At 72.2% G+C, this 23,375-nt stretch carries 28 protein-coding genes; 12 read left to right on the top strand and 16 right to left on the bottom strand.

Annotation, left to right across the window (positions count from 1 at the left end; all coding sequences use genetic code 11):
* Window positions 1–38 precede the first annotated feature (38 nt).
* Complete coding sequence (locus IEZ12_RS05675) at window positions 39–992, bottom strand: VldE C-terminal domain-containing protein (protein ID WP_189271066.1); 954 nt, start codon at window positions 990–992, stop codon at window positions 39–41.
* Between the two features lie 158 nt (window positions 993–1,150).
* Here IEZ12_RS05675 and dapE point away from each other — a divergent pair, with 158 nt between their 5' ends.
* Complete coding sequence (gene dapE / locus IEZ12_RS05670) at window positions 1,151–2,224, top strand: succinyl-diaminopimelate desuccinylase (RefSeq protein WP_189271065.1); 1,074 nt, start codon at window positions 1,151–1,153, stop codon at window positions 2,222–2,224.
* 81 nt (window positions 2,225–2,305) lie between these two features.
* Window positions 2,306–3,088, top strand: coding sequence for an LOG family protein (locus IEZ12_RS05665; RefSeq protein ID WP_043915908.1), 783 nt, complete (start codon window positions 2,306–2,308; stop codon window positions 3,086–3,088).
* Between the two features lie 17 nt (window positions 3,089–3,105).
* On the opposite strand, the gene folP is transcribed toward IEZ12_RS05665, so the two are convergent.
* Window positions 3,106–3,918, bottom strand: a complete 813-nt coding sequence (gene folP / locus IEZ12_RS05660; RefSeq protein ID WP_043916791.1) for a dihydropteroate synthase — start codon at window positions 3,916–3,918, stop codon at window positions 3,106–3,108.
* A gap of 207 nt (window positions 3,919–4,125) precedes the next feature.
* Between folP and IEZ12_RS05655 the strand changes: the two genes are divergently transcribed.
* Both IEZ12_RS05655 and IEZ12_RS05650 read left to right on the top strand, forming a co-directional pair.
* Entirely contained in the window at window positions 4,126–4,572 is a 447-nt protein-coding gene (locus tag IEZ12_RS05655; protein WP_189271064.1) for a DivIVA domain-containing protein, read from the top strand.
* A complete protein-coding gene (locus IEZ12_RS05650) occupies window positions 4,569–5,138 on the top strand; it encodes a DNA-3-methyladenine glycosylase I (protein ID WP_189271063.1) in 570 nt (189 codons plus the stop codon). Before IEZ12_RS05655 ends, IEZ12_RS05650 begins: the two co-directional genes overlap by 4 nt.
* Before the next feature lie 186 nt (window positions 5,139–5,324).
* Here IEZ12_RS05650 and IEZ12_RS05645 read toward each other — a convergent pair whose 3' ends face one another.
* On the bottom strand, window positions 5,325–6,125 hold the full coding sequence (locus IEZ12_RS05645) for an enoyl-CoA hydratase/isomerase family protein (protein ID WP_189271062.1): 801 nt from the start codon (window positions 6,123–6,125) through the stop codon (window positions 5,325–5,327).
* A 292-nt stretch (window positions 6,126–6,417) separates the two neighbouring features.
* On the opposite strand from IEZ12_RS05645, the gene IEZ12_RS05640 reads away from it, so the two are divergent.
* Window positions 6,418–6,585 (top strand): DUF3117 domain-containing protein, encoded by a 168-nt coding sequence (locus tag IEZ12_RS05640; protein ID WP_014137929.1) that lies wholly within the window; start codon window positions 6,418–6,420, stop codon window positions 6,583–6,585.
* Between the two features lie 101 nt (window positions 6,586–6,686).
* Here IEZ12_RS05640 and IEZ12_RS05635 read toward each other — a convergent pair whose 3' ends face one another.
* Complete coding sequence (locus IEZ12_RS05635) at window positions 6,687–7,364, bottom strand: O-methyltransferase (protein WP_369880584.1); 678 nt, start codon at window positions 7,362–7,364, stop codon at window positions 6,687–6,689.
* A 247-nt stretch (window positions 7,365–7,611) separates the two neighbouring features.
* Between IEZ12_RS05635 and sigE the strand changes: the two genes are divergently transcribed.
* The 4 genes from sigE (at window position 7,612) to IEZ12_RS05615 (ending at window position 10,584) form a co-directional block, all read left to right on the top strand.
* Entirely contained in the window at window positions 7,612–8,319 is a 708-nt protein-coding gene (sigE, locus tag IEZ12_RS05630) for an RNA polymerase sigma factor SigE (RefSeq protein WP_100588914.1), read from the top strand.
* Complete coding sequence (locus tag IEZ12_RS05625; protein ID WP_100588879.1) at window positions 8,316–9,164, top strand: zf-HC2 domain-containing protein; 849 nt, start codon at window positions 8,316–8,318, stop codon at window positions 9,162–9,164. Before sigE ends, IEZ12_RS05625 begins: the two co-directional genes overlap by 4 nt.
* 131 nt (window positions 9,165–9,295) lie before the next feature.
* Complete coding sequence (locus IEZ12_RS05620; protein WP_189271061.1) at window positions 9,296–9,718, top strand: sec-independent translocase; 423 nt, start codon at window positions 9,296–9,298, stop codon at window positions 9,716–9,718.
* A gap of 209 nt (window positions 9,719–9,927) precedes the next feature.
* Complete coding sequence (locus IEZ12_RS05615; RefSeq protein ID WP_043915912.1) at window positions 9,928–10,584, top strand: hypothetical protein; 657 nt, start codon at window positions 9,928–9,930, stop codon at window positions 10,582–10,584.
* On the opposite strand, the gene IEZ12_RS05610 is transcribed toward IEZ12_RS05615, so the two are convergent.
* The 5 genes from IEZ12_RS05610 to IEZ12_RS05590 all read right to left on the bottom strand — a co-directional run bounded on the left by IEZ12_RS05610 (window position 10,581) and on the right by IEZ12_RS05590 (window position 14,883).
* The gene (locus IEZ12_RS05610; protein WP_189271060.1) at window positions 10,581–10,955 is read right to left on the bottom strand and encodes a hypothetical protein; all 375 of its coding nucleotides are present in this window, start codon (window positions 10,953–10,955) and stop codon (window positions 10,581–10,583) included. The two genes, IEZ12_RS05615 and IEZ12_RS05610, sit on opposite strands and share 4 nt — an antisense overlap.
* Before the next feature lie 91 nt (window positions 10,956–11,046).
* Entirely contained in the window at window positions 11,047–12,207 is a 1,161-nt protein-coding gene (locus IEZ12_RS05605; protein WP_043915914.1) for an Mrp/NBP35 family ATP-binding protein, read from the bottom strand.
* Between the two features lie 56 nt (window positions 12,208–12,263).
* Entirely contained in the window at window positions 12,264–12,893 is a 630-nt protein-coding gene (locus IEZ12_RS05600) for a DUF1003 domain-containing protein (RefSeq protein ID WP_100588883.1), read from the bottom strand.
* A complete protein-coding gene (locus IEZ12_RS05595; RefSeq protein WP_189271059.1) occupies window positions 12,883–14,163 on the bottom strand; it encodes a magnesium transporter MgtE N-terminal domain-containing protein in 1,281 nt (426 codons plus the stop codon). The genes IEZ12_RS05600 and IEZ12_RS05595 overlap by 11 nt, the downstream gene beginning before the upstream one ends.
* 186 nt (window positions 14,164–14,349) lie before the next feature.
* A complete protein-coding gene (locus IEZ12_RS05590) occupies window positions 14,350–14,883 on the bottom strand; it encodes a pyridoxamine 5'-phosphate oxidase family protein (protein WP_189271058.1) in 534 nt (177 codons plus the stop codon).
* A 123-nt stretch (window positions 14,884–15,006) separates the two neighbouring features.
* On the opposite strand from IEZ12_RS05590, the gene IEZ12_RS05585 reads away from it, so the two are divergent.
* The gene (locus tag IEZ12_RS05585) at window positions 15,007–15,927 is read left to right on the top strand and encodes a DMT family transporter (protein WP_229847265.1); all 921 of its coding nucleotides are present in this window, start codon (window positions 15,007–15,009) and stop codon (window positions 15,925–15,927) included.
* 16 nt (window positions 15,928–15,943) lie between these two features.
* On the opposite strand, the gene corA is transcribed toward IEZ12_RS05585, so the two are convergent.
* Window positions 15,944–17,059, bottom strand: a complete 1,116-nt coding sequence (gene corA / locus IEZ12_RS05580) for a magnesium/cobalt transporter CorA (protein WP_189271056.1) — start codon at window positions 17,057–17,059, stop codon at window positions 15,944–15,946.
* A 440-nt stretch (window positions 17,060–17,499) separates the two neighbouring features.
* Between corA and IEZ12_RS05575 the strand changes: the two genes are divergently transcribed.
* Entirely contained in the window at window positions 17,500–18,150 is a 651-nt protein-coding gene (locus IEZ12_RS05575; protein WP_189271055.1) for a suppressor of fused domain protein, read from the top strand.
* A gap of 15 nt (window positions 18,151–18,165) precedes the next feature.
* On the opposite strand, the gene IEZ12_RS05570 is transcribed toward IEZ12_RS05575, so the two are convergent.
* The 4 genes from IEZ12_RS05570 to IEZ12_RS05555 form a co-directional block, all read right to left on the bottom strand.
* Entirely contained in the window at window positions 18,166–18,786 is a 621-nt protein-coding gene (locus tag IEZ12_RS05570) for a MarC family protein (RefSeq protein WP_189271054.1), read from the bottom strand.
* Window positions 18,787–18,841: 55 nt separating this feature from the next.
* Window positions 18,842–19,690, bottom strand: coding sequence for a PHP domain-containing protein (locus IEZ12_RS05565; RefSeq protein ID WP_189271053.1), 849 nt, complete (start codon window positions 19,688–19,690; stop codon window positions 18,842–18,844).
* Window positions 19,691–19,759: 69 nt separating this feature from the next.
* Complete coding sequence (locus IEZ12_RS05560) at window positions 19,760–20,398, bottom strand: DUF6758 family protein (protein ID WP_043915920.1); 639 nt, start codon at window positions 20,396–20,398, stop codon at window positions 19,760–19,762.
* Between the two features lie 247 nt (window positions 20,399–20,645).
* Window positions 20,646–20,789 carry a DUF8834 family protein gene (locus tag IEZ12_RS05555; protein ID WP_167349416.1) on the bottom strand — a complete coding sequence of 48 codons (144 nt, stop codon included), beginning with the start codon at window positions 20,787–20,789 and terminating at the stop codon, window positions 20,646–20,648.
* Window positions 20,790–21,334: 545 nt separating this feature from the next.
* Here IEZ12_RS05555 and IEZ12_RS05550 point away from each other — a divergent pair.
* Window positions 21,335–22,357, top strand: a complete 1,023-nt coding sequence (locus IEZ12_RS05550) for a helix-turn-helix domain-containing protein (RefSeq protein WP_189271052.1) — start codon at window positions 21,335–21,337, stop codon at window positions 22,355–22,357.
* A gap of 121 nt (window positions 22,358–22,478) precedes the next feature.
* Here the strand turns inward: IEZ12_RS05550 and IEZ12_RS05545 are convergent, their stop codons facing one another.
* Window positions 22,479–22,778: a hypothetical protein gene (locus IEZ12_RS05545; protein WP_189271051.1), complete on the bottom strand. Its 300-nt coding sequence runs from the start codon at window positions 22,776–22,778 to the stop codon at window positions 22,479–22,481.
* A 248-nt stretch (window positions 22,779–23,026) separates the two neighbouring features.
* Window positions 23,027–23,375: alpha/beta fold hydrolase (locus tag IEZ12_RS37745; protein WP_229847264.1), on the bottom strand; the 349-nt coding region annotated here is incomplete at its 5' end.

Genomic DNA, 23,375 nt, shown 5'->3' with positions numbered 1-23,375 from the left:
CACCCGCGCACCTGTGCGTCAACGCACCGCCGGCGCCGTCACTTCTTCTTCGCCGGGGCGCCCAGCGTCACCAGCACCCGGTCCGCCGGGGCGCCCGCCAGTGGCTTCCAGCCGTCGTTGGGCCGGTCCACCCGCCACACCTTGCCGTCGTAGGCGACCTGCCCGATGCCCAGGTCCGCCGCCCGCGCCACCGACCACTGCGCCAGCGCCCAGCCGGTCTGCTGGGCGCCGCCCGCGCCCGCGGTGCTCGCCGTCGGCTGCGGGGTGAACGCCAGCACCTCGCGCGGGTCCTTGGCCGCCTTCTCGGCGGACGCCACCGTCACCGCCTTGCCGAACTCCCGGCGCACCCGGTCGGCCGCGCCGGCGGCCGGCGGGGCTGCCGAGTCCGGCTCCGGCAGCTGGTGCACCACGCAGTTCAGCGCCGCCGGCTCACGGCCCATCAGCACCGTGGCCAGCAGTGTCGCGTTGTTCTCGTGCTTGGCGTACGCCTGCGGGTAGCCGCTGCGCTGCACCTGCTGGGCGGCGTCGGTCAGCGGCATCTGCGCGTAGCCGTTCACCTTCACCAGCGCGTCCAGGAACTTGTTGGTCGCGTACACCGGGTCCATGATCTGCTCGATGGTGCCCCAGCCCTGCGAGGGACGCTGCTGGAACAGGCCCACCGAGTCCCGGTCGCCGCCCTCCAGGTTGCGCAGCTTGGACTCCTGGATGGCGGTCGCCAGCGCGATCGTCACCGCCCGCTCGGGCAGGCCGCGGGACATCGCCACCGCCGTGATGGTCGCCGCGTTCGCCGCCGCCCCCAGCTCCAGCGTTCCGGACCCTGCCGGGGTGGCGACCTTGCAGCCCTCGTCCGGGACGGTGATCTTGTCGCGGTTCAGCCACACCACCAGGCCGCCGACCACCGCCAGCGCCAGCACCCCCACCAGGATCCGCCGCCACGGCCGCCGACGGCGCTCGGACGCGCCACCCCCCGCGTACTCGGCGTCTGTGGCCACCGTGGCCCCTCCCTCGTCGTCCGTCGTCGTCCGGTCGCAGCGGCCCGTAACGGGCCCGCACCGCTCGCGGACACCGTAACCGCTCGGACGGCCGTACGGGTCCGCGCGGTTGCGCGCCCGCCCGCCGGGCCGTCCGGCCGCTCGGTAGGGTGGCCGCCATGAGCAGCCCGAACCAGCCCCTCGACCTGACCGTCGACGGCGGCACGCTGACCGCCCGCCTCGTCGACTTCCCGTCCGTCAGCGGCGAGGAGACCGCTCTCGCCGACGCGGTCGAGGCCGCGCTCCGGGCCTACCCGCACCTCACCGTCGACCGGTTCGGCAACAACGTGGTCGCCCGCACCCACCTCGGCCGCTCCCAGCGGGTGGTGCTCGCGGGGCACCTGGACACCGTCCCGATCGCCGACAACGTGCCCTCGCACGTCGAGGGCGACCTGCTCTACGGCTGCGGAACCTCCGACATGAAGTCCGGCGTGGCCGTCCAACTGCGGCTCGCCGCCACGGTGGTGGAGCCGAACCACGACGTCACCTACGTCTTCTACGACTGCGAGGAGGTGGAGGCCGAGCGCAACGGCCTCGGCCACCTGTTCGCCACCCATCCCGACTGGCTGGCCGGCGACTTCGCCGTCCTGATGGAGCCCAGCGGCGCCGTCGTCGAGGGCGGCTGCCAGGGCAGCCTGCGCGCCGACATCACGCTCACCGGCGTCCGCGCGCACGCCGCCCGCAGCTGGCTCGGCGACAACGCCATCCACAAGGCCGCCGAGGTGCTGCGCCGGCTGGTCGACTACACGCCCCGACGGGTCGTCATCGACGGCCTGGAGTACCGCGAGGGCCTGAACGCCACCCGGATCGACGGCGGCGTCGCCGGCAACGTCATCCCCGACGAGTGCCGGATCCACGTCGCCTTCCGGTTCGCCCCCGACCGCAGCCTGGAGCAGGCCGAGGAGCACCTGCGAGAGGTCTTCGACGGCTACCAGCTGGACATCGCGGACGCCTCGCCGGCCGCCCTGCCCGGCCTCTCCCAGCCCGCCGCACAGGCCTTCCTGGCCGCCGTCGGCGGCGAGCCGCGGGCCAAGTTCGGCTGGACCGACGTCGCCCGGTTCTCCGCGCACGGCGTCCCCGCCGTCAACTACGGCCCCGGCGACCCGAACCTGGCCCACAAGCGCGAGGAGCACTGCTCGCTGAGCGCGATCGCCGAGGTCGAGGAGCGGCTGCGGGCCTGGCTCACCGCGTAGCCGCCGCAAGGCCTTTGGCGGACGGGCAGCCGTTTCCCGTTGTTCCTCGGAAAGTTGCCTCGTCAGGCGTAGGGTTTCGTCATGACAGCCAACGGAGATGAACCCGTCCGCAGGGCCAGGAAGCCGTTTCCCGAGAAGCGCAAGGGCCCGGTGCTGCTGCGCCGGGACCAGGTCGAGACGAAGACGACGGACCAGGCGCTGCTGGACACCACCGGGCCGACCGACTGGTTGCACACCGACCCGTGGCGGGTGCTGCGGATCACCTCCGAGTTCGTCGAAGGCTTCGGCGCGCTCGCCAAGCTCCCCACCGCGATCAGCGTGTTCGGCTCCGCCCGGACGAAGCCCGACTCGCCCGAGTACCAGTCCGGCGTGGAGATCGGCCGGGCGCTCGCCGAAGCCGGCTACGCGGTGATCACCGGCGGCGGCCCCGGCGCGATGGAGGCCGCCAACAAGGGCGCCGTCGAGGGCGGCGGGCTGAGCGTCGGCCTCGGCATCGAGCTGCCGTTCGAGCAGGGCCTGAACGAGTACGTCGACCTGGGCCTGAACTTCCGGTACTTCTTCGTCCGCAAGACGATGTTCGTGAAGTACTCCCAGGGCTTCGTGGTGCTCCCCGGCGGACTCGGCACCCTGGACGAGCTGTTCGAGGCGCTCACCCTGGTGCAGACCCAGAAGGTCACCCGGTTCCCGGTGATCCTCTTCGGCAGCGCCTACTGGGGCGGACTGGTCGACTGGCTGCGGTCCACCCTGGTCGCCCAGGGCAAGGCCAACCCGGACGACCTCGACCTGTTCCACGTCACCGACGACGTCGCCGAGGTGCTCAAGGTCCTCGAAGAGGCCCGCAAGCCCCAGGGCACCCAGGCCTGACCGCCGTTGACGGACCGTCAGGCGAGCCCCCGGCGGGCGACCGCCGGGGGACGGGTGCCGCGGATCGACGCCACCATGTCCAGCACCTGCCGGGTCTCCGCGACCTGGTGCACCCGGTAGACCTGCGCGCCCAGCCAGGCGGAGACGGCGGTGGTGGCCAGCGTGCCCAGCAGCCGCTCGTCCACCGGCTTGTCGAGCGTCTCGCCGACGAAGTCCTTGTTCGACAGCGAGACCAGCACCGGGAACCCGGTCGCCGTCATCTCCGGCAGCCGGCGGGTCGCCTCCAGCGAATGCCGGGTGTTCTTCCCGAAGTCGTGCCCCGGGTCGATGATCAACCCGTCGCGGCGCACCCCGAGTTCGAGCGCCCGCTCGGCCAGTCCCACCGTCACCCGCAGGATGTCCGCCATCACGTCCTCGTACCCCACCCGGTGCGGACGGGTCCGCGGCTCCGCGCCGCCCGCGTGCGTGCACACCAGGCCCGCGCCGAACCGGGCCGCGACCTCGGCGAGCCGCGGATCGAAACCGCCCCAGGCGTCGTTCAGCAGATCCGCGCCGACCTCGCAGACCGCCTCGCCGACCTCGTGCCGCCAGGTGTCCACACTGATCACCGCGTCCGGATGCCGCTTGCGCAGCTCCGCCACGAACGGCACCGTGCGCCGCAACTCCTCCTCGACGGTGACCTCTTCGCCCGGCCCGGCCTTCACCCCGCCGATGTCCAGGATCGCCGCACCCTCGGCCATCGCCCGGTCCGCCGCGGCGAACGCGGCCTCGTCGGCGAAGGTCGCCCCCCGGTCGAAGAACGAGTCCGGAGTGCGGTTGACGATCGCCATCACGACCAGCTCGTCCGGACCGAACTCCCGTGTGCCGAGGCGTAGTGCCACCGGTGTCTCCTCCTCAGCGCTCCCGGGTGCAATGATGGGCCCCGGCCTGTACGGGACCATGATCCCACCTGATCCCGCCAGAGGGCCGAAGCCGACGGGAACTGCCAGGAAAACGGGAACAGCCGGGAACTGCCGGGGACTGACGGAGGACAGCTCGTGTTCTGGGTGATCGTGGTTGCGATGGCCGTGGTCGTCGGCGGTGCCGCACTGGTGGCGCTGGGCGGCGGCGGAACTCTCCCCGAGGCGGAACGCGACCGCCTCACCGCCCGCCTCCCGCAGGACCGTCCGCTCAGCCGGACCGACGTCGACGAACTCCGCCTCCCGATGGCGCTCCGCGGCTACCGCATGGACGAGGTCGACGACGTCCTCGACCGCCTCGGCGCGGAACTCGCCCTCCGCGACGCGAAGATCGCCGAACTGGAGGCCGTCGGCGCGGTCCGCGGCTCGGTTGCGGCGACCGGCGGCGCGGCCGGGGACCCGCTGCCCGGGCTGGAGTCGTTCACGGCCGTGCTGGAGAAGAAGCCGTCGGAGGACGCTGCCGGAGCGGCGGACTCCGCCGAGGCTGCCGACTCCGCCGACTCCGAGAAGAGTGACCGCTCGTGACCGGTGCGGTGCCCGGCGCGGACGGGCTGCTGCGCTGCCCGTGGGGCGACTCGACGGACGACTACCGGGTCTACCACGACACCGAATGGGGCCGGCCGGTCCACGGCGACCAGGCCCTGTTCGAGCGCATCTCACTGGAGGCGTTCCAGTCCGGGCTGTCCTGGATCACCATCCTGCGCCGACGCGAAGGCTTCCGGGCCGCGTTCCGGGACTTCTCGATCGAACAGGTCGCGGAGTTCGGGGACGCCGACGTGGAACGGCTGATGGCCGACACCGGGATCATCCGGAACCGGGCGAAGATCCTCGCGACCGTCGCCAACGCCCGAGCCGCGATCGACCTCGGCGAGGGCGAACTGGAAACGCTCATCTGGGACCACGCCGGCGATCCGGACCGCCCCGCCCCGAAGACCCTGGCGGAAGTCCCCGCGGTGACGGCCGAATCGACCGCGCTCGCGAAGGCCCTGAAGAAGAACGGCTTCCGCTTCGTCGGGCCGACCACCGCCTACGCACTGATGCAGGCCTGCGGCCTGGTGAACGACCACCTGGTGGACTGCCACGCCCGCTGAGGTTTGTCGGTGAACGATCGCCTGTTTGCCGCGCCCGCCGAGCCCGCCCGAGCAGCCGCCGCCCGCCGTCCACGGACCTCACCCAAGGTGCCTTCCGCTCCGCGCAGTTCCCCGCGCCCCTGACGGGGCGCGGGGTTGCAGCTTCGCCTCGGGCGCTTGCCGGTGGCGCGGTGTGCCGTGGGGGAGTTACTTGCCCACGAAGGTGGGCTTTTCCTTGGCGACGAAGGCGTTGACGGCGATCAGGTGGTCTTCGCTGTTGCCGGCGGCGGTCTGCAACTCCTCTTCCTTGTCGAGGAGTTCGGTGAGGGAGTGGGAGGCGGCGTAGGCCAGGGACTCCTTGATCGCGCCGTAGGCGAAGGTGGGGCCGTTGGCGAGGGTGAGGGCGAACTCGTGGGCGGTGGCGGCGAGTTCGGTGGCGGGGACGACGCGGGTGGCGAGGCCGAGGGTGAGGGCCTCGTCGGCGCGGACGGTGCGGGGGAGCATGAGGAGTTCGGTGGCGCGGGCGTGGCCGACCAGGCGGGGGAGGGTCCAGGAGGCGCCGGAGTCGGTGGTGAGGGCGACGCCGGCGAAGGAGGTGTTGAAGCCGGCGGTGTCGGCGACGATCCGGAAGTCGCAGGCGAAGGCGAGCGAGGCGCCGGCGCCGGCCGCGATGCCGTTGACGGCGGCGACGGTGGGCTTGCGCATGCCGGCGAGGGCGCGGACCAGCGGGTTGTAGTGCTCGGCGACGGTGCGCAGCGCGCTCTCGCCGGTCTCCTGCTGGTGGTGCAGGTGGCCGAGGTGCTCCTTCAGGTCCTGGCCCACGCAGAAGGCCTTCTCGCCGGCGCCGGTGAGCAGGACGGCGCGGACGCCGGGGTCGGTCGCGGCGGTGGTGACGGCGTCCCGGAGGGCGACCTTGGTGGCGACGTCGAGGGCGTTCATGGCGTCGGCGCGGTCGATGGTGAGGACGGCGAGGGCGCCGTCGCGGTGGTAGCGCACGGTGTCGGACATCGGTGAGGGCTCCCGGGTCGCGGTGGGCTGTCGTGGGCACAGCATGCCGGAGTGCGGCCGGGTGGGGGAGTGTGAGGTGGCGCACCCCGGGAGGGCGTGTCGGAGTGCGGCGGGATGCGGCTTTCGGCTGGTAATCGGCGCTTCGGTCCGGGTTCGGGAGGCTTGGCGCAGAGAGTGATGTTGGTCATCGAGCGGTCGCATGCGGGATAATGGCTTCCGATCAATGCGTTCGATACCGGCGGTGGACGGACTGCCGGTGCGTACCTGAACGGTTGCAGGAAGGGGAACGAGCATGGCGGCCATGAAGCCGCGGACGGGTGACGGCCCGCTGGAGGTAACCAAGGAGGGGCGGGGCATCATCATGCGCGTTCCGCTCGAAGGGGGCGGGCGCCTGGTGGTGGAGCTGACGCCGGACGAGGCGGATGCTCTGGGCGAGGCTCTGAAGAAGGCCTGCGGCTGACCCGAGCAGGTACTGACACTCGCACGTCCCGGTCGCTCCGGGAGTGTTCGACGGGCCCGGTCCCCCGGTTGCGGGGAGCGGGCCCGTTCCGCTGTCCGGGTTCAGCGCTTGACCGCGCAGAGCAGGCCGTCGCTGACCGGCAGCAGGGCGGGCAGCAGGGTGTCGCCCTGCTCCCGGATGTCGGCGACCAGGTCGCGCACGGCGCGGGTCTGCGGGTCGTCGACGTCGGGTTCGGCGAGCCGGCCCTCCTGGAAGACGCCTTCGAAGCAGACCACGCCGCGCGGCCGGAGCAACCGCATGGCCTCGGTGAGGTGGAAGCCGGAGTCGGCCGGGTCGCCGTCGCAGAACACCAGGTCGTACTGGCCGTCGGCGAGTCGCGGCAGGACGTCGCGGGCCCGGCCGGGGATGAAGCGGGCCCGGTTGGCGGCGAACCCGGCGGCCAGGTAGGCCTCGCGGGCGTACTGCTGGCGGACGGGTTCGGAGTCGACGGTGGTGAGCACGCCGTCGGGCCGCATGCCGCGCAGCAGGTAGACGCCGGACACGCCGGTGCCGGTGCCGATCTCGACCACGGCCTTGGCGTCGAGCGCGGCGGCCAGCAGGCGCAGGGCCGCGCCGCCGCTGGGGCCGATCGCGCGTATGCCGGTGCGGGCCGACTGCGCCCGGGCGTAGGTCAGCACCGCGTCCTCGCCGACGTAGGTGTCGGCGAGGGCCACTCGCTGGGGCCCGAACTCGGTGATGGCTGCCTCTTCCGGAGCGCCGGTGTCGATGGAAGTCGACAAATTCCAGCGACAGACTACTGGCCGTCCGGGAACCGCGTTCGACGGCTGGCCGTTGAGTTGTCGTGGGTGGCCGGACCACCTGCGGCGGCCGCTGTTCGACCGCTCTTATCCGGGCTTGACGTGTGAGGTGGATATGGTGGTGGCTCTGCTGGGCAGAAGAGCCGACCGAGGAGGTGTGGCCGAGGGCGACGTCCCTGTGCAGCGGCACTTCCGCGGCACCACGTCGGCCCGTACGCCAAAGCCCGTGATGAACCAGTCTGTGCACTCCCCCCTGGACAAGTCGACCGCAGCCGACGACTCGGTGGCCGAGGCCCCCGGCACGCTCGCGTCCTTCGCGGAGGGGCCCGACGCGCAGAGCTGGACGCCGCCCAGCTGGGAGGAGATCGTCGAGGCGCACAGCGCCCGGGTCTACCGTCTCGCCTACCGGCTGACGGGCAATCAGCACGACGCGGAGGACCTCACCCAGGAGGTCTTCGTCCGGGTGTTCCGCTCGCTGTCCACGTACACCCCCGGCACGTTCGAGGGCTGGCTGCACCGGATCACCACCAACCTGTTCCTGGACATGGTGCGCCGCCGCCAGCGGATCCGCTTCGACGCCCTCGCCGAGGACGCGGCGGAGCGCCTGGCGAGCCGTGAGCCCAGCCCCGCCCAGCACTTCAGCGACACCCACTTCGACGCGGACGTGCAGCAGGCGCTGGACACCCTCGCCCCGGAGTTCCGTGCCGCCGTGGTGCTGTGCGACATCGAGGGCCTCTCCTACGAGGAGATCGCCGCCACCCTCGGGGTGAAGCTCGGCACCGTCCGCAGCCGGATCCACCGTGGCCGCTCGCACCTGCGCGCCGCCCTCAAGCACCGGGCGCCGAACGCCGCCGCGGGCCGCTCGCGCCGGGGCGGCTCCGCCGACCCCGTGCCGGTCGGCGCCGAACCGGGCGGAAGCGACCGGAGGGGGTCATGAGCGATCAGGCCCCCGAGCGCGCCGACCGCTCGCGCTGGGCGCCGCTGCGCCGCGGCGAGCAGACCCCGGCGGCGGCCGAGCTCCGGCCCGTGACGCTCCGTCCGGTCGAGCCGGCGGCCGAGGAGCACCACCATCTCGGCGACCGCCTCACCGCCTTCCTGGACGGCGAACTCGGCCACGACGCCCGCGAGCGGGTCCAGGCCCACCTGGCGACCTGCCCGGAGTGCCTGGCCGAGGCGGAGGGCGCCCGCGCGGTCAAGCGGACGCTCAGCAGTGCGGCGATGCCCGGCCCGTCCGCGGCGCTGATGGCGCGGCTGATGGCCGTGGCCGCGCTGCCCGAGGACGAATCGGGCCCTGACGAGCCGTCGGGTGCCGTGTTCGGCGGCAGCCGGCTCACCGGCGGCTCCTTCGGCCGGGGCGCGGGCTTCGGCGGCGGCGCGCTGGGCGCCGACGCCCCGATACCCGGGATCGACCCGCGGGCCGGTCTGTTCGGCTCCCGCCCGGCCGGCCTGTTCGGCTCCCGCCCGTCCACCGCGCCGCGTCCGCTGGCCGCGCTCGCCGAGCTGCCCACCCCGCGCCAGAGCCCGGCGCGCGGGCGTCGGCTGGTGTTCGCCGCCGCCGGGGCGTTCTCGGTCGCCGCGGTCACGCTCGGCGGTGTCGGCGGCCTCAGCGCGAGTCAGGGCGGCCCCAGCCGGCAGCCCACCAGCGTCACCCCCATCGGCGGGGCGATCGTCCCCGTCAACGCGCAGCAGCAGATGGACACCCCGGACTATCCGATGCGTTCCCGGATGCAGGCCAGCCCGCAGCCGTCGCCCACCGGTGACCCGCGGCAGGTCCTGCGCTAGCCTGCCTTCACCGGCACGTCGTCGACGTCGGTCACCCGGGTGGTCTTTACCACGGATTCACCTGGGGGAGACCGGGGAACGGCCGCCCGCGTTTACCCTTGGTTCAGCGTTGTCGGGTGCTGGGAGTTCAGGTGTTCGGAGACATAGGCGGACTCGAGGTCCTGACCATTGCGATCATGGCCATCGTGATCTTCGGTCCGGACAAGCTCCCCAAGCTGATCCAGGACACCATGGGCTTCATTCGCAAGATCCGCTCCTTCGCGGACAACGCGAAGGAGGACATCCGCAGCGAGCTCGGCCCGGAGTTCCAGAACTTCGACTTCGAGGACCTCAACCCGAAGACCTTCGTCCGCAAGCAGCTGCTCGGCGACGGCGAGGACCCGCTCGGGCTGAAGGACCTCAAGGACAGCGTCGACATCAAGTCCGCGCTGAACGGCGAGCCCACCCGTACCCCGACCGCCTCGGTCGACTTCTCCAAGCCGGCCGCTCCGGCGAGCAGCGGCCCGGCCCTCGCGGTCGGCGAGCGTCCGCCGTTCGACCCGGACGCCACCTGACCGACCGGCCCCGCCCGACCACGACGCCCCGCCCGGCAGGCGGGGCGTCGTCGTTCGCGCCGCTATCGTGTCCTCTACCTCCCCGGAGGGCGCGCGCTGTGCGGTCCGTCACGCTCGGCCGTGTCCGGCCCGGTTTTCCCGGACGGAGGGGCCGCGGTGCGCCACCATGGAGCCCGCCCGTGGCAGGAGCACAACCGAGGAGGCCCGCAGTGGACGCCACGCAAACGACCGCAGACCCCGCCGCCACGCGTCGGCCCGCCGCCGACCCCCTCGCCGCCTACCGCGCCGCCGACTTCCCCTGGTACGGCCTGGACGAGGGCTGGACGGGCCGCCGCTGGCTCGGCCAGGTCGGCAACGGCCAGAACCCGCGCGCCGCGCAGTCCGACACCCCCGACTACGGCACCCTCGGCCACGGCGACGAGCCCGCCCGCGGACCCGAGCCGCGCGACACCCGGCGCTTCGCGGTCGTCGTCACGGTGGCCCGCCGCGAGGTCCGCCGCAGCGCCGACAACACCGGCACCCTGGAAGCCACCTCCGCGTCCTCCGCGGCCTGGCTGGCCGGCGCCGGACTGCTCGCCGCCACCTGGCCCGGCAACCTCGACCGCACCCTGCGCCAGCACTGGCTCGACCAGCAGTCCACCCTCGCCTGGGACTTGGCCGACGACCTGGACGGCCCCGCCTGGTCCTCCCTCACCCTCCCCGTCAACGGAGTGCCGCAGCCCTTCCGCTACCGCGAGTCCGAGTACGGCTGGGTACTGGCCGGCGAGGCCCCCGGCGTCCTGATCGGCGCCTACGGCCGCTCGGTCTCCGCGTACGGCATCGGCTTCACCACCGTCCCCGACCTGGAGTCGTACGACGGCCGCTAGTAGGTGATGTCCTCGCAGTCGTAGCTGCCCGGCGCCTCTTGCGCGATCGAGGTGCCGTCGCAGGCCAGCATCGGGGCCAGCACCGTCAGCCGGAACACCCCGAACGCCAGCAGGGGCAGCACCAGGATCGCGACCGCGGTCCGGCCCGCCGCCCCGCCCGAGCCGTGAAGCCCCAGGACCAGGCCGGCCAGCGCCAGGTACAGCCCGGTGCCGAGGACCACTGCCGCAAGGACCGTCCGGTTGTCGTGGAACCCCGGGTTCAACTCCGGCGGCCCCTCGATCTCGATCGTCGCGGACACGCTGAACACCATCAGCACCGCCGCCGCCACCAGCAGGGCCGCGGTCAGACACCCGATTCCTGTTCTGTTCACACCTCTCGGACAGCTCGGCCGCCGGTTCCGGTTCCCGACGCGAACGGCCCCGGGCGGGCGCCCGGGGCCGTTCGCGGTGCTGTGGGTCCCGTCAGAACTTGTTCTTCGGGGTCAGGCCCAGGGAGAGGCCCGAGAGGCCGCGCTGGCGGCCGGAGAGCTTGCCGGCGATGGTGCGCAGGGCGGCGCCGGCCGGGGAGTCGGGGTTGGAGAGGACGACCGGGCGGCCGTCGTCGCCGCCCTCGCGGAGGCGGACGTCGATCGGGATGGAGCCGAGCACCGGGACGGTCGCGCCGACCGAGCGGGTGAGGGCGTCGGCGACGGTCTGGCCGCCGCCGGTGCCGAAGACGTCGATCATCTCGTCGCAGTGCGGGCAGGGCATGCCCGACATGTTCTCGATGACGCCGACGATCTTCTGGTGGGTCTGCAGCGCGATGGTGCCGGCCCGCTCGGCGACCTCGGCGGCGGCCATCTGCGGGGTGGTGACGATCAGGATCTCGGCGTTCGGGACGAGCTGCGCGACCGAGATCGCGATGTCGCCGGTGCCGGGCGGCAGGTCGAGCAGCAGGACGTCCAGGTCGCCCCAGTACACGTCCGCCAGGAACTGCTGCAGCGCGCGGTGCAGCATCGGGCCGCGCCACACCACCGGGGCGTTGCCCGGGGTGAACATGCCGATCGAGATGACCTTCACGCCGTGCGCCGCCGGCGGCATGATCATGTCCTGGACCTGGGTCGGCCGACCCTCGACGCCCAGCATGCGGGGCACGCTGTGGCCGTAGATGTCGGCGTCCACCACGGCGACCTTCAGGCCGTCCGCGGCCAGCGCCGCCGCCAGGTTGACCGTCACCGAGGACTTGCCGACGCCGCCCTTGCCGGAGGCGACCGCGTACACCCGGGTCAGGGTGCCCGGCTTCGCGAACGGGATCTCCCGCTCCGGGGCGCCGCCGCGCAGCAGCTGGGAGAGCTCGCGGCGCTGCTCGTCGCTCATCACGTCGAGTTCGACGGAGACGGCGGTGACGCCGGGAACCGCGGACACCGCGTCGGTGACCCGCTGGGTGATCGTCTCGCGCATCGGACAGCCCGAGACGGTGAGGTACACCGCGACCTTCACCGCGCCGCCGTCGCCGATCTCGACGGATTTCACCATGCCGATCTCGGTGATCGGACGGTTGATCTCCGGGTCGTGGACGGTCGCCAGGGCTTCCTGGACGGACTGCTCCGTCACCCCGGCCGCCACCTCTGTCTCGTTGGCCATGTGTTGATGGTACGGCGCTGCGCCCCGCCCCCGACTCGCCGGTAGCGTGCCGCGGGTCACAACGGGTCGACGGGCTCCCGCCGTTCCTCGATCTCCCGGAGCAGCGACTGCAGTTCGGACCGGATGAAGTCGCGCGTGGCGACCTCGCCGAGGCCCTGCCGCAGCGCCGCGACCTCCCTGGTCAGGTACTCGGTGTCGGCGATGTTGCGGTCGCTGCGGGCCCGGTCCTGCTCCATGTTGACGCGGTCGCGGTCGTCCTGGCGGTTCTGCGCGAGCAGGATCAGCGGGGCCGCGTACGAGGCCTGGAGCGACAGCATCAGGGTGAGGAAGATGAACGGGTAGTTGTCGAACCGGACGGTGGGCGGCAGCAGGGTGTTCCACGCCACCCACGCGATGATCACCACCGTCATCCAGACGATGAACCGGCCGGTGCCCAGGAAGCGGGCGATCCGCTCGGAGAGCTTCCCGAACGCCTCCGGGTCCCACGCGGGCAGGTGGATCAGGCCCGGGCGGCCGGTGCGCGGCTGGTCGAGCCGGGAACGGGACGACGGGGAGTCGACGCGTCGTTCCTCGCGTCGGCCGCGCTGCTCGCGGGTGCGCAGTTCGCGCAGTTGGCGCAGCTCCCGCAGCTCGCCCTGGATGCGCTGGCCCGGCGTCTCGTGCTGACGCTTGCGGTCACTGTCCATCGGACACCTCCTCGGCGGAGATGCCGTGCGCCGAGCCTTCGCGCCAGTCGTCCGGCAGCAGGTGGTCCAGCACGTCGTCCACGGTGACCGCGCCCAGCAGGCGGTCGTCCTCGTCGACCACCGGCGCCGCCACCAGGTTGTAGGTGGCCAGGTAGGAGGTGATCAGCGGCAGCGGGGTGTCCGGCGGCAGCGGGTCGAGGTCGTCGTCCACGATCGAGCCGACCAGCGTGTACGGGGGTTCGCGCAGCAGCCGCTGGAAGTGCACGGTGCCCAGGTAGGTGCCGGTCGGGGTCTCGTTCGGCGGGCGGCACACGTACACCTGCGCGGCCAGCGCCGGCTTGGTGTCGGAGATCCGCACCCGGGCGAGCGCCTCCGCGACCGTGGCGTCGGGCTCCAGCACGATCGGCTCGGTGGTCATCAGACCGCCCGCGGTGTCCTCCTCGTAGGAGAGCAGCCGCCGCATCTCCGCTGCCTCGGCAGGCTCCATCAGGCGCAGCAGCCGCTCGGCGTCCTCGGTGGGCAGCTCGGACAGCAGGTCGGCGGCGTCGTCCGGGTCCATGGTCTCCAGGATGTCGGCGGCCCGTTCCTCCTTCAGCTTGCCGATGATCTCCACCTGGTCGTCCTCGGGCAGCTCCTCCAGGACGTCCGCGAGCCGGTCGTCGTCGAGGGCCGCCGCGACCTCGGCGCGACGCTTCGCGGACAGGTGGTGCATGACGTTCGCCAGGTCGGCGGCGCGCAGCTGCTCGAAGGTGGCGAGCAGGGTGGCCGCGCCCTGGCCCTCCTCGGCGAGCGAGAAACCGGTGACGGCGGACCAGTTGAGCAGCAGCTGCTCGCCCTTCGCCTTGCGGAGCCTGCTCGGGCGGCCGACCTGGACGAAGACCTTGTCGATCTCCCACTCGCGCAGGCGGGTCTGCACCATCGCGACGTCCAGCACCGTCACCTCGTCGTCGGTCTTGGTGCGGGTGACGGTGCGGTCGAGCAGCTCGGCGAGGACCAGGGTCTCCGACGGGCGCTGTTCGAACCGACGCATGTTCAGCAGGCCGGTGGAGAGCACCTGGCCGGACTCCAGGCTGGTCACCCGGGTCATCGGCAGGAAGATCCGGCGGCGGCCGATCACCTCCACCACCAGACCGAGAACCCTGGGCGGGCTGCCGCCGAGACGGAGCGAGACCACCACGTCGCGGACCCGGCCCACCTGGTCGCCGTTCGGGTCGAACACCGCGACGCCGGAGAGGTGGGAGATGAAGACCCGGGTGCTTGGGCCCGCCATGGGACTGCCTCCCGCCGGGAAAGGGATACAACCATCCAAACTTAGCGGGGGTTGGCGTGCGGGAGCGGGTGGGCGCACCGCTGGGGCGCGTCGGGGCGGCAGGTCATCGAGGTTGCCGCGATCCTCCCGACGGACGCCTCCCGCTTCGCGCGGTTCCCCGTGCCCGTTCTCGCACTCGCCGGCGTTTCAGCTCCGGCGCTTCTTCTTGAAGAGGAGCTTCGGGAGGCCGGCCGGGATCGGCTTGCGGGTGGTGACCGGGGTGGGCATGGGCGCGGCGGCGAGGGAGTCGTCGGGGTGGGCGGCGAGGGGGCCGGTGGGTTCCAGGCGCAGGATGCGGGACTCGCGGGCCCAGCGGTCGCCGATGGTGTCGGTGTCGGGAGCGTTGAGGCGCTTGCCCTTGAGTTCCTCGACGGCGCCGTCCCAGGCGGGGGTGCCGGGGGCGACGGCGGTGACGGTGGCGGAGAAGGCGACCAGGCGGCCGCCCTTGTCCTTGCTGCGCAGGGTGAGCGCGGCGGGAGTGCCGGCGGCGAGGCCGTGCAGGGGCTGTTCGGCGCCGTCGCCGACGACGACCACGGCGCCGTCGTGCCAGGCGTGCCAGAGCGGGCGGGCGTGCGGCTGTCCGGCGGGCCGGACCCAGAGCAGGCCGGACTTCTTGGCGGCTTCCTCCACCAGGGCCCGGTCGAGGAAGTCTGCCGCGCTCGCGGTCGTCGTACGCTCCATGCCGGACAGCGTACGGCCTGGTCGTCCGCGGGACGGTCCATCCCCCGGGACGACAGTTCCATGACGGGCGGACAGCCCTTACCGTGTATCCCGCCCCCGTCGCCCGTCCGCCGAAGGAGAACCGTGCCCACCGCCACCACCACCGCCCCCGTCGCCTCCGCGGTGGTTGATCAGCGGGGGCAGTTGCCGCGCACCGACCTGCTGCTGCTGGCGGTGTCGATCGCGGGCATCTCGCTGTCCGCGCCGCTGATCAGTGCGACGGCGGCGCCGGCGCTGGCGATCGCGTTCTGGCGCAACGGCATGTCGGTGGCGGTGCTGGGCCCGTACGCGCTGTGGCGGCACCGGGCCGAGCTGCGTGGGATCTCGCGGCGGGCGCTGCTGCTGGCGATGGCGGCGGGCGTGCTGCTGGCGCTGCACTTCGCGCTGTGGATGCCGAGCCTGCGGATGACCTCGGTGGCGTCCGCGACGGCGCTGGTGACGACCACTCCGCTGTGGACGATCCTGCTGATGCGGCTGTTCGGGGTGCGCGCACCGCGGCTGGTGTGGCTGGGCGTGGGACTGGCGTTCGCGGGCGTGCTGGTGCTGACCGGGGTGGACCTGTCGGTCTCCTCGCGGGCGCTGCTCGGGGACGGGCTGGCACTGGGCGCGGGCGCGGCGGCGGCCGGGTACGTGCTGCTGGGCGCGGAGGTGCGGCGCACCGTGTCGACCACCGCGTACACCCTGGTCTGCTACGCGACCTGCGCGGTGGCGCTGCTGGCGGCGTGTCTGCTGACGGGCACCCGACTGGCGGGCTGGCCGGCCGGCGCGTGGTGGCAGATCTTCCTGCTGATGGTGACGGCGCAGCTGCTGGGGCACTCGCTGAGCAACCGGGTGGTGCGAACGCTGGGTCCGTCGGTCACCTCGACGGCGATCCTGCTGGAGACCCCGGGCGCGGCGCTGATCGCGGCGGTGTGGCTGGGCCAGTGGCCGCCGGTCGCGGCCTACCCGGCCGTCGGACTGATCCTGCTGGGCCTGGTGCTGGTGGCCCGGGCGGAGCGCCGCTGACGCTCCGCCCGGAACCTCACAGCCAGCCGTTGCGGCGGAAGCCCCGGTACATGCCGAAGCAGATCGTCGCGATCACCCCGAGCACGGTCGGATAGCCGTAGGTCCACTGGAGCTCCGGCATGTGTTCGAAGTTCATGCCGTACACGCCGGTGATCATGGTGGGGACGGCGAAGATCGCCGCCCAGGCGGTGATCTTGCGCATGTCCTCGTTCTGGGCGACCGAGACCTGCGCCAGGTTGGCCTGGAGCAGCGAGTTGAGCAGTTCGTCGAAGCCCTGCACCTGCTCGCTGACCCGGGCCAGGTGGTCGGCGACGTCCCGGAAGTACTTCTGCATCTCCGGGTCGACGAGTCGCGCGACCGGCTCGGCGAGCTGCAGCATCGGCCGCAGCAGCGGGGTGACGGCGCGCTTGAACTCCAGCACCTCGCGCTTGAGCTGGTAGACCCGGCCGACGTCGGCGCCGCTGCCGCCGCGGTTGGCGAACACGCCGTACTCGATCTCGTCCACGTCGTTCTGCAGGCGCTCGGCGACCAGCAGGTAGTTGTCCACCACGTGGTCGGCGATCGCGTGCAGCACCGCCGCCGGGCCCTTGGCGAGCAGGCCGCTGCCCTCGGCGTCGGCCTCCAGCCGCAGCCGCAGCGCGCGCAGCGAGGAGTGCGCGCCGTGCCGGACGGTGATCACGAAGTCCGGTCCGGCGAACACCATCAGTTCGCCGGTCTCGACCACCTCGCTGGTCGGGGTGAGCTGCTCGTGCTCGATGTAGCGGACGGTCTTGAAGACCGCGAAGAGCATGTTGTCGTATCGCTCGACCTTGGGGCGCTGGTGCGCGTGCACCGCGTCCTCGACCGCCAGCGGGTGCAGGCCGAAGCGCTGCGCGATGCCCTCGAACTCGGCGCCGGTGGGCTCGTGCAGGCCGATCCAGCTGAACGAGCCGGGCCCGCTCTGGTGGGCCGCCTTCACCTGCCGGGCGGCCTCGCGCGGGCTGCACGTCTCGCCGATGCGCTTGCCCTGCTGGTAGACGGCGCAGTCCACCACCGCGGACGGGGCGGTGCCGGGAGGCAGTCCGAGCTCGTCACCGGTCCGGCGGCGGGTCGGACGGACGACTGCGGCGCGCAGGTTGTTGATCATCGACATGGCGCGGGCTCCTTGGGCCGGACCGGCGCGCGCCCAGGCAGGGCAGGGCGAACACGACGGCGGGAAACACCGGTGGACACGCCGGAGCCGATGATGCGTCAGAAAGCCGTTGCTGGGCGGGTTTCGACGGCTCGGCCCCGGGGAAGGTGCTCTCCCGGCCGGACGCCACGCTGCGTGCGACCCCAGGTCAGCCGTGCAGGCGGCGGGCCGGGGTGGGCCGGAGAGAGCTGCCGGTACTGCATGGTCGACTGCTGTCCACCGTGACCACCTCCTCCACGCCGGGGCCCGCGCGGGGGCCGTCGTAGCGGCCCTGGTTCGTATTCACAAGGCCGACCGCTCACATTAACAGCTCTTCCCCGTGCGAGGAGCCGCAGTTCGGCGTAGGCCGGGTAAAGGTCGCGCCAAAGCTTGTGCGCCGCCGCGCGCGCTAAGGTCGCGGCATGGCGCACGACTTCCCGCTCTTCGGCGACTTCTCCGACCCCGACGCAGGCCACGGCGCCGGCCCGACCCGGCAGACCGTCCTGGCCGCCGTCGAGGCCCGGCTGATCAGCACCTTCGGCGAACCCTCCGGCCGCGCCGCGGTCACCTTCGTCGGCGCGGACCGGATCGAGGTGCTGCGCTTCGGCCCGGACGCCGAGGGCCTGGTCCGCTACGCGACGCTCGGCATGGCCGCCGCGCCGATGGCCGACCCGTCCTCGCCGGTCGCCGACCCGGTGCGCGGCCCGCGCGTCGAGCTGGTGCTCACCGTGCGCGGCGGGCGGGACGAGGTGCACCGGGCGCTGGTGGTGTTCGCCGCCAGCCCGCAGGTGGAGGGCTTGGTGGTGGCTCCCGGTGGCTCGCTCGACCTGGGCTCCCCGCTGTGGCCCGGCGCCCCGTTCACCTCGGTGCTGGCCGCCGAGCCCGGCGGCCTGGTCGAGGACCTCGAACTCCCGGCCCCCGCCGAGGCGGTGCGCTTCCTGCCGCTGCTGCCGATGACGCCCAACGAGGCCGCGTTCAAGCGCGTCCAGGGCGCGGGCGCGCTGGAGGAGCGGTGGCTGAAGCACGGCACCGACCTGCGCGACCCGAACCGCCGCGGCGTCCCGCTGGACTGACTCCCGGCCGGCCCGTCACTTGGGACGGCCCTCGATGAAGCCGAACACCCCGTTGGCCACCAGCTGCGCCGCGATCGCGGACAGCAGCAGGCCGGACAACCGGGTGATCAGCACCACGCCGCCGTCCTTGATCACCCGGATGATCGACAGCGAGAACCGCATGGTCAGCCAGAGCAGCACGTGCATGACCACGATCGCCGACCAGAGCGCCAGGTGCTGCGTCCCGGTCCTGGCCTGCTGCACGGCCAGGATGACCGCGACGATCGCCCCCGGCCCGGCCAGCAACGGGGTGCCGAGCGGGACCAGGGCGACGTTGACGTCCTTGGTCTGAGTGGGTTCCTCGATCCGGCCGGTCAGCAGGTCGAGTGCGATCAGCAGCAGCAGGACCCCGCCGGAGACCTGGAGCGCCGGGATCGACACGTGCAGGTAGTCGAGGATCTGATGCCCGAACAGTCCGAAGCAGGTGATCACCCCGAGCGCCACCGCGGTGGCCTGCCAGGCCATCCGGCGCTGAGCCTTGTGCGTCCGGCCCGAGGTGAGCGCCAGGAAGATCGGCATGATGCCCGGTGGATCCATGATCACGAACAGCGTGACGAACAGTGAGCCGAAGACCTTGCCGTCGATGGCGTCGTTCATGGCGGGATTGTGGGCGCTCGGGTCGTTCGGGTGCGATGGGACGCGCCGGGGCGTCTCAGCCGGTGATGGGCTTGGCTCCGGTCGCCTGTGCCACCAGTGCTTCGTACACCGCCGGGTCGGTGGTGAACTCGCCCAGCCGGACGGTCTTGCGACTGCCGTGGTAGTCGCTGGAGCCCGTCACCAGCAGCCCCAACTCCCTTGCCAGATCGCGCAGTCGGGAGCGGGTCGATTCGTCGTGGTCGGTGTGGTCGATCTCCAGCCCGGCCAGCCCGGCCGCCGCCAGGTCGGCGATCACCTGGTCCGACACCGTCCGGCCGCGCTTGACCGCTCCGGGGTGAGCGAAAACCGGTACGCCCCCTGCCCCCCGCACGAGCCGCACCGCGAGCGCCGGATCGGTCTCGTGCTTGGGAACGTCCGCCCTCCCCTCGTTGGCCAGCCACTCGGCCGTGAACGCGTCCGAGACGCTCGCCACCACGCCCGCCTCCACCAGGGCCGACGCGATGTGCGGACGGCCCACCGAGCCGGCCCCGGCGATCCGCTGCACCTGCTCCCAGCTGATCGGCGCGCCGAGCTCCCGGCAGCGCTCCACGATCGCCCGCCCGCGGCGGAACCGGTCGGTGCGCACCAGCTCCCGCTCCGCCGCGAACGCCGGCTCCGCCGGGTCGAACAGGTACGCCAGCATGTGCATGCTGATCCCGTCCACCTGGCAGGAGAGTTCGGCGCCCGGCACCAGGGTCAGCCCCGTCCCGGCCACCGCGGCCGTCGCCTCGCCGTACCCCGCCACCGTGTCGTGGTCGGTCAGTGCCACCACGTCCAGGCCCGCGGCCACCGCGTTGGCGACCAGTTCGGCCGGGGAGTCGGTGCCGTCCGAGGCATTGCTGTGGGTGTGCAGATCGATACGCATGCCGCCCAGGATAGGGAGCGGTCGGCGCGGAGTCTCTAGGGTCCGACAGGTCCTGGGGCCTGACAGGGCCTAGCCCAGCAGGCGAGGGGAGAGCGCCCCGCAGGGCAGCAGGCCGAGTTCGGCGCCCGCGTCGCGCAGGTCCGTCAGCACCAGTTCGTCGTGCATCAGCAGCGCCGACTGCTCGGGCCAGGCGATCGCCCACAGCCACAGGCCGCGCGCCTCGCCGACGTACACCGCCCGGTCGTCCGGGGCGCCCGGGACGTGGAACATCGGGGTCGGTCGGCCGGCCGCCATCAGCTTGGCGTCCGCGGGCTTGTACAGCGCCACCGACTCGCCCGGGTCCGGCCCGTCCAGCCCCGCGTAGCGGGCGCCCAGGCCGATGCCCAGCTCCTCGGCCACCAGCACCAGTTCGCCGAACCCGCCGAGCGGCGCCGGCCCCGAGCAGGCGACGGCGGTGGCGCGGGCCCCTGACAGGTCGTCACCCGCGTGCGCGATCCCGGTGAACAGCCAGCCGACCGGCAGCGGCCAGGGCATCCAGACGGGGACCTGCGAGCGGTTCACGGCGACGTTCAACGCCTCGACACTGGGGGGCAGCACCGGCTGCATCGGGTGCACCGCACCGTGCCGGTCGCACTGCCAGGTGTCGGAGAAGAGGCCGGGGGCGCGGACCCGACCGGCACACCGCGGACAGCTTGGCTCGCCCCTCATAACCGACAACGGTCCTCCCTCCGGACTGCTGCGTCAAGGACGATCACCCGTAAGGAGTCCGCCACGAGCCGCCCCGGCAACGGCCCGGGTCCGGCAGGGTCATGTCCCGGTCGAACCGGCGCCAAACCCCCGCAGGTCGCGGCCCCCGAACACACTGACGCCCCGTCGCCTCAGGGGTCTCCTGCGGTGACGGGGCGTCAGCCGGGTATCGGAACGTCGGACGGCTCAGCGGCTCGCCCGCGCCCGGTCACACGGCCTTGCACGGCCGAATGTAAAGACGTTCGCCGGTTTGCGCGGCGGTCTTCAGGTACTCCGAGACGGTCGCCGCATCGGCGATCAGCCGATCGGTCTCCGCTCCCGCGTGATCCAGGCGAAGGATCTCGAAACGCATGGGCCTCTCCCTTCCCGTCCTCGGGCTCCGAGGCGGACTCGGCCGGCGGTAGGCCATCGCGCGATGGCCCGCCGGCACTGGCTGGGTCGGACGTCCGGCAGGTGCAGTCACCCGTCGCTCCCCCCACTCTCAAGCAGGACTTCTTCAGCGGCACTTGCTGTGCGGCACTGCGGGGCGAGGCGACGATGCCTCGACGACTCACTGTGCCGCGACGCTGCTACCCGGCGGTTGCCCGCGGGTAAATCCGTCGTTTCGACGGCCGGAGGAGGGTGCGGCCGTCGTACGGTTCTGATTCCGGACTGAGTCAAATATTACCCGAGCTAACGATCCTTGTCGCCCGAAAATCGGGGTCGACTTCTGACTGCCCGTCAAGAGGCGTGCGGGCGGCCCGGATCCGGTGCCAAATCGATGCGACGCGACGGCTCGGCGGGGGTCGTGGGTGTGCGGCAGGTGGCCGAACGCCTACTTGTCAGTGTCCATACAAATGTCGATGATCTCTGGAGTGCTTCGCGGAGTTCGGTAGGGGAAACCGATGGGGGTCGGAGATGTCGGTCATGGTGGAAAGCGCGCCCGCATGCGACGAAATGTCCGGGGAGTGCTGTTTCGAGCACTGGCGTTTGTGGGGGTGCAGGTGGGCCGCCGACATGACCAGTGACGACCGCAGCACTTTCACGGCGCAGTCGCTCCGGCACGAACTGGGGCCGGTGACCTTCGGCTGGACATCGTGCCCACCGGTACGGGCCCGGCGGACCGAACGGATGATCCGACATTCGGACGAAGGGCTGTACCACCTCACCATGCTGACGGCCGGCGAGGCCCAGGTCGGCCTCCACGCGACAGGCCGGGTGGAGGCGTTAGGGGCGTGGGACCTGGTTCTGACGAGCAGCTCGCACCCGTACGAGACGCGGTTCCTGAGCCACCCCGACGCCGACACCGGTTCGGGGCGGCCCCGCGTCGAGGGCGTGGGAATCGACCTGCCGGCATCGCTGGTGCCGATCCCCACGGACCGGGTGCACGGTCTGCTCGGCCGGAAGCTGTCCGGGCAGGACGGGGCGGGCGCCCTGCTGGCGCAGTTCATGATCGGCCTGAGTCGACAGGCCGTCGTACTGGGGCCCGGCGAAGCATCCAGGCTCGGGATGGTGACGGCCGATCTGCTGTCGGCCGTGATCGCCCGGGAACTCGACGCCGAGAACGCGTTGACGCCCGAAGCCCGGCAGCAGGTCCTGGTGGATGGCATCCGGACATTCATCCGAAGCCGTCTCCCGGACCCCGACCTGTCACCGCCCGTGGTCGCCGCCGCCCACAACCTCTCGCTCAGCCACCTGCACAGCCTCTTCACCCGCCACTCCCAGGGCGAGACCGTCGCCGCGTTCATCCGTGGCCAGCGCCTCAAGAAGGCCTACCGGGACCTGGCCGACCCCGCCCTGCACGCCTTGCCGATCCAGGCCATCGCCGCCCGCTGCGGCATGCCCCGGGCCTCGGACTTCGCCCGCGCGTTCAAAGCCGCGCACGGGCTCACGCCCCGCGAGCACCGGAACCGGGCGCTGGCGGCGGCTGTCGCCGAGTAGGCGGCGGACAGCAGAGGACGCTGCCGGGACTCCCGCGAACGGGAGTTCCGACAGCGTCCGGGCCTCATGGTTCAAGGCGAACCCTGTGCTGCCCGCCGGCAGCCCGGGGGATCACACTCGGTCAGTACCCGGTGTATCCGCCGCCAATGAGCTTTGCCCCCACGGTGCTGCAGTAGGCGTAGCTCGTGGCTCCGCTGCCGATTCGGACCGCGGAACCGTAGACCCTCCCCTTGCCCTCGCAGTCGCCGAAAGCGTAGACCCAGGTGTGTCCGTCCCACTGGGAACACGCAGCTCCGAAGGTGGAGTCGTCGTTCCAGGTGGTGCAGTTCTGTGCGGCCGACGCCGGAGTCGCGGTCACCACTCCGAGCATGAGCGTGGCCGCGGCGACACCGGATGCTGCCAACGTGCGTATCTTGCGCATGAATTTCCCCTCACGGATGGGACGGCAGATGTGAAGTCGCAGGCCCCGTGGCGGAATTCGCGACGACAACGGCCGATTCGGGCCGTACGCGCCGCGCCCTGCATTCCGCCCGGGCCCTGCTTTCCTCACGAACGAAGCTAGGGCCGCAGGTGCCTCGTTCGACAGCAATCCCTGTGATGATCAGACGTCATGCATAGAACCCGCGACGCTGTGCGGAAACGACGCCTGGCGGCGGCCGCGACCGCGTCCTAGGACCAGAACGCGGCCAGCTCCGCTGCCGTCTCGATCGGGCGTTCCGCGTTCGGGGAGTGGCCTGCGCCGGGCACGGTGAGGCGGTAGGCGGACAGTCGGTCTGCCATTCGGGACTGTTCCTCGACCGGCCATGCGTAGTCCCGCTCGCCGGACAGGACCAGCTTCGGCAGGCGGACGGCCGCCAGCTCGTCCACCCGGTCCGGTGCGGAGACCAGGTGTGCGGCTGCCGCCTTCAGCGCCTGGGGGTGGTTCGCCAGCCAGCGACGGTGCAGGAAGTCCGCGATCTCCGGGTCGAGCGGCGATACCCGCTCGCCCTCCATCTGTCGCATCACCTGCCAGATCGAC

The organism is Kitasatospora griseola (assembly GCF_014648555.1).
Taxonomy (GTDB): Bacteria; Actinomycetota; Actinomycetes; order Streptomycetales; family Streptomycetaceae; genus Kitasatospora; species Kitasatospora griseola.
This window is presented reverse-complemented; position numbering and strand designations above follow the sequence as displayed.